Annotated in this window: 9 protein-coding genes; 5 read left to right on the top strand and 4 right to left on the bottom strand. The window is 60.4% G+C overall.

Features of this window, described 5'->3' with window-relative positions:
* Positions 1 to 108 precede the first annotated feature (108 nt).
* Positions 109 to 675, bottom strand: a complete 567-nt coding sequence (locus ACZ9IM_RS27250) for an NAD(P)H nitroreductase (RefSeq protein ID WP_427625993.1) — start codon at positions 673 to 675, stop codon at positions 109 to 111.
* Between the two features lie 122 nt (positions 676 to 797).
* Between ACZ9IM_RS27250 and ACZ9IM_RS27245 the strand changes: the two genes are divergently transcribed.
* Positions 798 to 2,252, top strand: a complete 1,455-nt coding sequence (locus tag ACZ9IM_RS27245; RefSeq protein ID WP_063342880.1) for a TrkH family potassium uptake protein — start codon at positions 798 to 800, stop codon at positions 2,250 to 2,252.
* Here ACZ9IM_RS27245 and ACZ9IM_RS27240 read toward each other — a convergent pair.
* Positions 2,209 to 3,270 (bottom strand): AraC family transcriptional regulator, encoded by a 1,062-nt coding sequence (locus ACZ9IM_RS27240; RefSeq protein WP_427625992.1) that lies wholly within the window; start codon positions 3,268 to 3,270, stop codon positions 2,209 to 2,211. The genes ACZ9IM_RS27245 and ACZ9IM_RS27240 overlap by 44 nt on opposite strands.
* A 158-nt stretch (positions 3,271 to 3,428) precedes the next feature.
* On the opposite strand from ACZ9IM_RS27240, the gene ACZ9IM_RS27235 reads away from it, so the two are divergent.
* A complete protein-coding gene (locus ACZ9IM_RS27235; protein ID WP_401176309.1) occupies positions 3,429 to 3,740 on the top strand; it encodes an Mpo1-like protein in 312 nt (103 codons plus the stop codon).
* Between the two features lie 92 nt (positions 3,741 to 3,832).
* Positions 3,833 to 4,423 carry an HD domain-containing protein gene (locus ACZ9IM_RS27230; protein ID WP_008074914.1) on the top strand — a complete coding sequence of 197 codons (591 nt, stop codon included), beginning with the start codon at positions 3,833 to 3,835 and terminating at the stop codon, positions 4,421 to 4,423.
* Between the two features lie 166 nt (positions 4,424 to 4,589).
* Here the strand turns inward: ACZ9IM_RS27230 and ACZ9IM_RS27225 are convergent, their stop codons facing one another.
* On the bottom strand, positions 4,590 to 5,405 hold the full coding sequence (locus ACZ9IM_RS27225; RefSeq protein ID WP_008010978.1) for a UDP-2,3-diacylglucosamine diphosphatase: 816 nt from the start codon (positions 5,403 to 5,405) through the stop codon (positions 4,590 to 4,592).
* 136 nt (positions 5,406 to 5,541) lie between these two features.
* On the opposite strand from ACZ9IM_RS27225, the gene ACZ9IM_RS27220 reads away from it, so the two are divergent.
* Positions 5,542 to 6,300 carry a helix-turn-helix transcriptional regulator gene (locus ACZ9IM_RS27220; RefSeq protein WP_476225463.1) on the top strand — a complete coding sequence of 253 codons (759 nt, stop codon included), beginning with the start codon at positions 5,542 to 5,544 and terminating at the stop codon, positions 6,298 to 6,300.
* Positions 6,301 to 6,481: 181 nt separating this feature from the next.
* Positions 6,482 to 7,375, top strand: coding sequence for a DMT family transporter (locus ACZ9IM_RS27215; RefSeq protein WP_476225461.1), 894 nt, complete (start codon positions 6,482 to 6,484; stop codon positions 7,373 to 7,375).
* On the opposite strand, the gene ACZ9IM_RS27210 is transcribed toward ACZ9IM_RS27215, so the two are convergent.
* Entirely contained in the window at positions 7,369 to 7,656 is a 288-nt protein-coding gene (locus ACZ9IM_RS27210; protein ID WP_007895010.1) for an Rdx family protein, read from the bottom strand. The two genes, ACZ9IM_RS27215 and ACZ9IM_RS27210, sit on opposite strands and share 7 nt — an antisense overlap.
* Positions 7,657 to 7,701: the final 45 nt, after the last annotated feature.

Here is a 7,701-nt window from a genome sequence, read left to right as displayed (position 1 = left end):
CGGTGGGGGGGGGGTGGTGGGGGTTTGTGTGGGTGTATGCCCACATGCTTGGGGCCCCCCCCCCCCCCCCCCCCCCCCCCCCCCCGCTCCCACATTGAATCTACTCCTTCAGGCCTTGCCGGACCAAGCGCTGACAAACTCGGCCAGATCGACCTTCTCCGCCACCCGCGGCTCTTTCTGCGGCGTGCCCAGGTAAAGAAACGCAATCACCTCTTCCCCTTCCGCCAATCCCAGACCTTTGGCCACATGCGCCGAATAAGCCAGCTCACCAGTGCGCCACACCGCGCCAATGCCTTGCGCATAGGCCGCCAGCAAAATCCCGTGAGCGGCACAACCGGCCGCCAACAGTTGCTCGGACTTGGGATACTTGGCGTGCTCCTGCAAACGCGCAATCACCACAACCACCAGCGGCGCACGCAACGGACCGTTGCGCGCCTTGTCCAGCAAGGCGTCGGACACATCACTGTCTTGCAGCTTCGCCGCTTCGGCCAGCAACTCACCCATTTGCTCGCGTGCCGCGCCTTCGACTGTCAGGAAGCGCCAAGGCTGCAAATGGCCATGGTCCGGCGCGCGCATCGCGGCGGCAAACAGCACTTCGCGCTGCTCGGCAGTGGGTGCCGGATCGAGCAGTCGTGGGACGGAAACACGGTTGAGCAAAGCGTCGAGAGCCTGCATCGGCCACCTCCTGTAGAAAATGTTTGGCTATTCTAGCGTCAACTGTCGCGACGGCGTCGGTTTACATGCCCTGCCCCGCAGGTAGAATGGCGCCCTTCTTACTATCAGCCCGAGCGGACTTCATGGCGTTGCCGACCTTACGGATCATTGGTTTCATCATCGGCATCTTCCTGATCACGCTGGCCATCGCCATGGTTATACCCATGGCCACCCTGGTGATCTTCGAACGCACCAGCGACCTGCCGTCGTTCCTTTGGGCCAGCATGATTACCTTTGTCGCCGGCCTGGCCCTGGTGATACCCGGGCGCCCCGAGCACATCCATCTGCGTCCGCGAGACATGTACCTGCTGACCGTCAGTAGCTGGCTGGTGGTGTGCATCTTCGCCGCCCTGCCGTTCCTGCTGACCCAGAACATCAGCTACACCGACTCGTTCTTCGAAAGCATGTCCGGCATCACCGCCACCGGAGCGACGGTACTCACGGGCCTGGACAACATGTCTCCCGGTATCCTGATGTGGCGTTCATTACTGCACTGGATTGGTGGCATCGGTTTTATCGGCATGGCGGTAGCGATTCTGCCCTTGTTGCGCATCGGTGGCATGCGGCTGTTTCAGACCGAGTCGTCAGACCGTTCCGAAAAAGTCATGCCCCGTTCGCACATGGTTGCGCGTTTGATCGTTGCGGCCTACGTCGGCATCACCATTTTCGGCAGCCTGGCGTTCTGGTGGGCCGGGATGAGCCTGTTCGACGCCATCAACCATGCGATGTCAGCGATTTCCACCGGTGGTTTCTCGACCTCCGACCAGTCTTTGGCCAAGTGGCCGGAGCCTGCTGTGCATTGGGTCGCGATCGTCATCATGATTCTCGGTGCCCTGCCGTTCACCCTGTATGTCGCCACGTTACGCGGTAACCGTCGGGCACTGATCAAGGATGAACAGGTTCAAGGGCTGCTCGGTATGTTGCTGGTGACCTGGCTGGTGCTCGGCACCTGGTACTGGTGGACTACCCAGCTGCATTGGCTGGAAGCCTTGCGGCATGTGGCGCTGAACGTGACGTCGGTGGTGACCACCACCGGTTTTGCACTGGGGGACTACAGCCTCTGGGGCAACTTCTCACTGATGCTGTTCTTTTATCTGGGGTTTGTTGGCGGCTGCTCGGGTTCGACCGCTGGCGGGATCAAGATTTTCCGCTTCCAGGTTGCCTACATTCTGCTCAAGGCCAACCTTAACCAGTTGATTCACCCGCGCGCGGTGATCAAGCAGAAATACAACGGCCACCGTCTCGACGAAGAGATCGTGCGCTCGATCCTGACCTTTTCGTTCTTCTTCGCCATCACCATTTGCGTTATCGCACTGCTGCTGTCGCTACTGGGCGTGGACTGGATGACAGCGCTGACCGGCGCGGCCGCCACGGTGTCTGGCGTAGGCCCGGGACTTGGCGAAACGATCGGCCCGGCGGGTAACTTCGCCAGTCTGCCGGATGCCGCGAAGTGGATTCTCTCGTTCGGCATGCTGCTGGGCCGGCTGGAGATCATTACGGTGTTTGTCCTGTGTATCCCGGCGTTCTGGCGTCACTGATCCGCATGGGCGCTTCCATCAGCCGCGTCCGGTACTCGCCGGGCGTGGAATCGAACCAGCGTCGGAAGGCGCGGAAGAAGTTGCTCGGATCGGCAAACCCCAGCAGGTAGGCAATTTCCAGCAGGGTCATGTTCGGTTGCGCCAGGTATTGCTCGGCCAGTTCGCGTCGGGTGTCATCCAGCAAGGTCTGAAAACTCGTGCCCTCTTCCTGCAAGCGACGCTGCAAGGTGCGTTGCGACAAGTGCAGCGTCTGGGCCACCGTATCACGCTTGGGTTCACCCTGAGGCAGCAGACGGCATAACACCTGCCGTGCCTTGTGGGTCACGCGGCTCTCGGAAAACCGCGCCAGGTACTCGCCGGCAAACCGGTCGTGCAGCCGCGCCATGGCCTCGTTGGCGGTGGGCAGCGGTGCCTCCATGTCGGCGCGCTCGAAGATCAAGGCGTCATAAGGCGCGTTGAACATCAACGGGGCATGGAAAGCTTGTTTATAGGGTTCAAGATCAACGGGGTTATCGCCTTGCAGCAAGACTTTGCGTGGCTGGAGCGTACGGCCGGTCAGCCAGCCGCAAAGTGCCAGAGCGCAGGCCATTGATGCTTCGGCACTCTGTCGGGTCGGCGGCAGGTGATCGCCATGCACCGTCAGAATCAGCGCATACCCCTCATCCAGCAATCGGAAACTCAGGTCGGCACTTTCGGCGATGATTCGCTGATAACGCACCAGACGTTGAAAGCCTTCAGCCAGGGTCTGGCTGGACATCAACGCATAACCGGCGACATGGAAGGACGCCGGTCGCACCACCTTGCCCATGTTCAGGCCGATCGCCGGGTTGCCGGACAGCTCGACCGCGCGCTGCCAGAGCCGCGTCATGGAATCTTGCGGGAAGCGCGCATCCGGGTCATCCAGTGCCGCATAGTCGAGCCCTAGCTGCTTGAACAGAACCCGGCAATCCAGGCCGTCCATTTCCAGTGCTTTGACAATCCCCATCGCCCAGCTTGCAGAAGTCGTTCGTTCGCTCATGGCGTTTACTACGTGATGGCCGCATGCCACGACCCAATACCCAAGGATACTAAAGTGGCGCCTATTGTCACTGGCTGATACCAATGATCACTCTAGACTTAAATAAGCTACCCGCAGAACAACTTGTCGCGTGCACAGCAACCACAGAGATCGCAGTCGTGGAGAACATCAAGCGTTTCAATAGTTTCGCTGAGTTTTACCCGTATTACCTCAGCGAACACCGCAACAGCACCTGTCGACGATTGCACTTTGTCGGCACCTCTCTGGTTATTTTCATTCTGGCGCTGACCATCGGCAACGGCGCGTGGTGGATGTTGCTGGCCCTGCCGCTGGCCGGTTACAGCTTCGCCTGGGTCGGGCATTTCTTCTTTGAGAAGAATCGCCCTGCCACCTTTCAGCATCCCCTTTACAGCCTGCTCGGCGATTTCGTCATGTACCGCGACATGATTCTGGGCCGCGTGCCGTTCTAGGGGCCACAAAAGCGTCTTGTGTAGCCAATGCAGCGTTGGATCCAAGTCCTACACTCAAGACATCCCTTTCGATCAGAACAAGAGGATAGCCAATGAATGCCCATGCCCGTTTTACCCATATGCAGGACGGCACGCAGGAAGACTGGGCGATCATCGCCGCGGATTTCAGCGCCTATGCCCGGCAATTGCCCAAACGGATCGTGGCGCACCTGAAGTTACTGGAGGGGGATTTCGGCGGTTTCCCGGTGGATCGTCTGACCCACTCCCTGCAAACCGCCAGCCGCGCCTGGCGCGATGGTCGCGACGAAGAATACGTGGTCTGCGCCCTGCTCCATGACATCGGCGACACACTGGGCTCCTACAATCATCCGGACATCGCCGCGGCGATCCTCAAGCCGTTCGTCAGCGCCGAAAACCTGTGGATGGTGGAGAAGCATGGGATTTTCCAGGGTTATTACTTCTTTCATCACCTGGGCATGGATCGGCATTTGCGCGAGCAATTCAGCGGTCATCCGCAGTATCAGGCGACCATCGAATTTTGCGCCCGGTACGATGCGGCGGCGTTTGATCCGGCGTACGACACGTTGCCGCTGAGCTTCTTCGAACCGATGGTGGAGCGGCTGTTTGCGCAGCCGAAGAATTCGATTTACAAAGCGGCGATGGAAGAGCATTCGCCGGCCTGATCAATGTCAGAGTTCTGTGGCGAGGGGGCTTGCCCCCGTTCGGCTGCGCAGCAGTCGTAAAAACCGAAAAATGCGGTCTGCCCATACAACCGGGATGAATGGTTTTGGGGTCGCTTCGCGCCCCAACGGGGGCAAGCCCCCTCGCCACAAAGGCTAAACCTCTGGTTCATGCCGGCTCGGCGACCTTGACCGCCTTCAACTCGGCCTCCCGCGCCTGGGCATCGGCCAACCGATACAGCTCGATCGAGCCATCCCAATGCTCGATCAGTGCCGTGCATGACTCCACCCAATCCCCGCAATTGAGGTAATCCACCTCGCCGACCTTGCGAATCTCGGCATGGTGAATGTGCCCGCACACCACCCCGTGCAACTCCCGTTTGACGCATTCGTGGGCGATGGCTTCTTCAAAATCGCTGATGAAGCTGACGGCTGTCTTGACCTTGTGCTTGAGGTACGCCGACAGCGACCAGTAGCCGTAGCCATAACGGGCACGCCAATGGTTGAGCCAGCGGTTGAGCGTCAGGGTGAATTCGTAGGCCGAGTCGCCGAGAAACGCCAGCCAGCGATGGTAGCGGGTGATCACGTCGAACTGGTCACCGTGAATCACCAGCAGATGACGGCCATCGGCGGTCACATGCACGGCTTCATCCACCAACTGGATATTGCCCAGCATCAGCTTCGAATAACGGCGCAGGAATTCGTCATGGTTGCCGGTGACGTAGATCACTTCTGTGCCGCGCTTGCTCATGGTCAGCAGGCGACGAATCACATTGGTATGCGCTTGCGGCCAATACATGCCGCTGCGCAGTTTCCAGCCGTCGATGATGTCGCCGACCAGGTAGATCTTGTCGGTGTGGTAGCCCTTGAGAAATTGCGACAGGTGTTCGGCCTGGCAGTCCCGGGTGCCCAAATGCACATCGGAAATCCACAAGGTCCGCACACGTTGCTTACGGCTGGGTTTGGCGAGCTCGGCGCTGGTCATGGGCAACCCTCAGGACAAGTTTTGGCAAGCTTGCGCCGGTCGAGTGAATTGCCCATGACAGTGGCAAGTCAGTCTTGTGACAGCGCGAGTCGGGCCGTACCCGGTGTAGACTGGCGACTTGCACAGGAGACCTGCGATGAGACCGATCCTCACGCTACGCCAGTACACCCATGACCTGATCGTCCACAGCCACGACCACGCGCAACTGGTGTTCGGGCTGTCGGGCGCGCTGGACTTCGAGGTCGAAGGGCATGGTAGTCAGGTGGTGCAACAGAGTTTCGTGGTGGTGCCGTCGGGGGCGCATCATGCCTGCGACAGCGCCCATGGCAGTCGTTGCCTGGTGCTGGATGTGCCGAGCGAGCAGTGGGTTTCGCAATCCCTTGGCGATCACGCCGAAGCCAGCCGCCGCTTGCTCGACAATGCCGGGCGCCTGTCGCTGAACGCCGGGCAAAGCCAGCTGGTGAGTTGGCTGGCAGGCAGTCAGATCAGCGATCCACTGATCGCCCAGCAAGGCGCGGTGCTATTGCTGGCCAGCCTGAACAACGCCAAACCCGACAGCGTAGGCGGTCGGCGTCTGCCTTATGCGGCGCTGAATGCACACATCGATCAATACGCGGCCTATCCACTGCAAGTCGCCGATCTGGCGCGCATTGCCGGCCTGTCCAGCGCTCGGTTGCATGCGCGGTTCGTGGCGGAATGCGGGCAAACGCCGATGGACTACATTCGCAGTCGTCGGCTGCACATTGCCGTGGGCCTGTTGCGCGATTCAGCGCTGCCCATTGGCGAGATCGCCTGTCGGGTCGGCTACAGCTCGCAGAGTGCATTCGCCGCGGCAGTGTTGCGTGAGTTCGGTGCCTCACCCGGTAAATTGCGCCGCGAGGCTGGCGACAAATGACGCGAGTCTGGCGACAGACATAACCGGCCCGACACGATTCAATGTAGGAGCTGCCGAAGGCTGCGATCTTTTGATCTTGTTTTTCTTGAGATCGCTGAAGATCAAAAGATCGCAGCCTTCGGCAGCTCCTACAGGGGCCGATGGTTGTCGGCCGGATTCGATTCGTTTATCAAGGATTGCAATGACTCCCCGTACCGCCCTTGGCGCTCTGCATATCGGTGCACTGATGTTCGGCCTGACCGGCGTATTCGGCAAACTCGCCGCTGCCTCGCCGGCCATCATCGTGTTCGGCCGTGCCGCGTTTGCCGTCCTCGCCCTGGTGTTTTTCGCACGGTTCGCAAGCAATACCCGTTGGCAGAAACTCGACGCCGCGGACCTGCGCCGCCTGCTGCTCAGCGGCTTGCTGCTGACCGGGCACTGGGTGAGTTTCTTTATCGCGGTTAAGGTCGCCGGGGTGGCAATCGCGACACTGGGGTTTGCCAGTTTCCCGGCGTTTACCGTGATCCTCGAAGGGTTGATCTTCCGCGAGCGCATCCGCGCCAACGAAATCCTGCTGGTGGTGCTGGTCAGTATTGGACTGGTACTGGTCACGCCGGATTTCGATCTGGCCAGCGGCGCCACCACTGGCCTGTTGTGGGCGGTGGCTTCCGGCTTGTTGTTCGCCCTGCTGTCCCTGACTAACCGCGCCAGCTCCGGACGAATTCCGCCGGTGCAGGCTGCACTGTGTCAGAACGTGGTGGTTGCGATCTGCCTGCTGCCGGTGGCGACGCCCCAGTTGAGCGAAGTGCGCGCCATCGACTGGTTGTGGATCGGCCTGCTCGGGGTGTTCTGCACCGGCGTCGCCCACAGCCTGTTCGTCGCCAGCCTGGCGGTGATCAAAGCCCGGACCGCGTCAGTGGTGTTTGCTCTGGAGCCGGTTTACGGCATCACCCTGGCTTGGCTGTTGTTCGATGAAAACCCGACGCTGCGCATGCTGATCGGCGGCGCGCTGATCATCGTGGCCATCGTGGTCTCGAGCCGGTTGTCCGGCAGTTCAAGCAAGAGCGCCGTGGCGGCGCAAGCCCCGTCTCACTGAGTGCGGTCGTTGTGGCCCAGGTCGCGGTCCGGATCGATCTGATCGCGGACCCGCTGCTTGAGCACCTTGGCCTCGGGAAAACCACCGTCGGCCTTGCGCTCCCAAAGCTGCACATCGTCACAGAAAATGTGAAAAACCCCGCCAGTGCCGGGCACCAGAGACACTTTGCCCAGGTCATCGCCGAAGGTACTGAGCAGTTCCTGGGCCAGCCAGGCAGCGCGCAACAGCCATTGGCATTGCGTGCAATAGGTGATGACGATTTCCGGTTTACGTGCGGTCATGATTGGCAAAACTCCTGGGCCTGGGGGCGTCGCCATGATAAACCG

It is taken from the genome of Pseudomonas sp. TE12508 (assembly GCF_056279485.1).
The sequence above is the reverse complement of the archived record's forward strand: the minus strand, read 5'-3'. Positions and strand labels throughout refer to the sequence as shown.

Coding starts and splice junctions, on each gene's coding strand:
- ACZ9IM_RS27250 (WP_427625993.1), bottom strand. CDS start 675: ATGCAGGCTCTCGACGCTTTGCTCAACCGTGTTTCCGTCCCACGACTG.
- ACZ9IM_RS27245 (WP_063342880.1), top strand. CDS start 798: ATGGCGTTGCCGACCTTACGGATCATTGGTTTCATCATCGGCATCTTC.
- ACZ9IM_RS27240 (WP_427625992.1), bottom strand. CDS start 3,270: ATGAGCGAACGAACGACTTCTGCAAGCTGGGCGATGGGGATTGTCAAA.
- ACZ9IM_RS27230 (WP_008074914.1), top strand. CDS start 3,833: ATGAATGCCCATGCCCGTTTTACCCATATGCAGGACGGCACGCAGGAA.
- ACZ9IM_RS27225 (WP_008010978.1), bottom strand. CDS start 5,405: ATGACCAGCGCCGAGCTCGCCAAACCCAGCCGTAAGCAACGTGTGCGG.
- ACZ9IM_RS27220 (WP_476225463.1), top strand. CDS start 5,542: ATGAGACCGATCCTCACGCTACGCCAGTACACCCATGACCTGATCGTC.
- ACZ9IM_RS27215 (WP_476225461.1), top strand. CDS start 6,482: ATGACTCCCCGTACCGCCCTTGGCGCTCTGCATATCGGTGCACTGATG.
- ACZ9IM_RS27210 (WP_007895010.1), bottom strand. CDS start 7,656: ATGACCGCACGTAAACCGGAAATCGTCATCACCTATTGCACGCAATGC.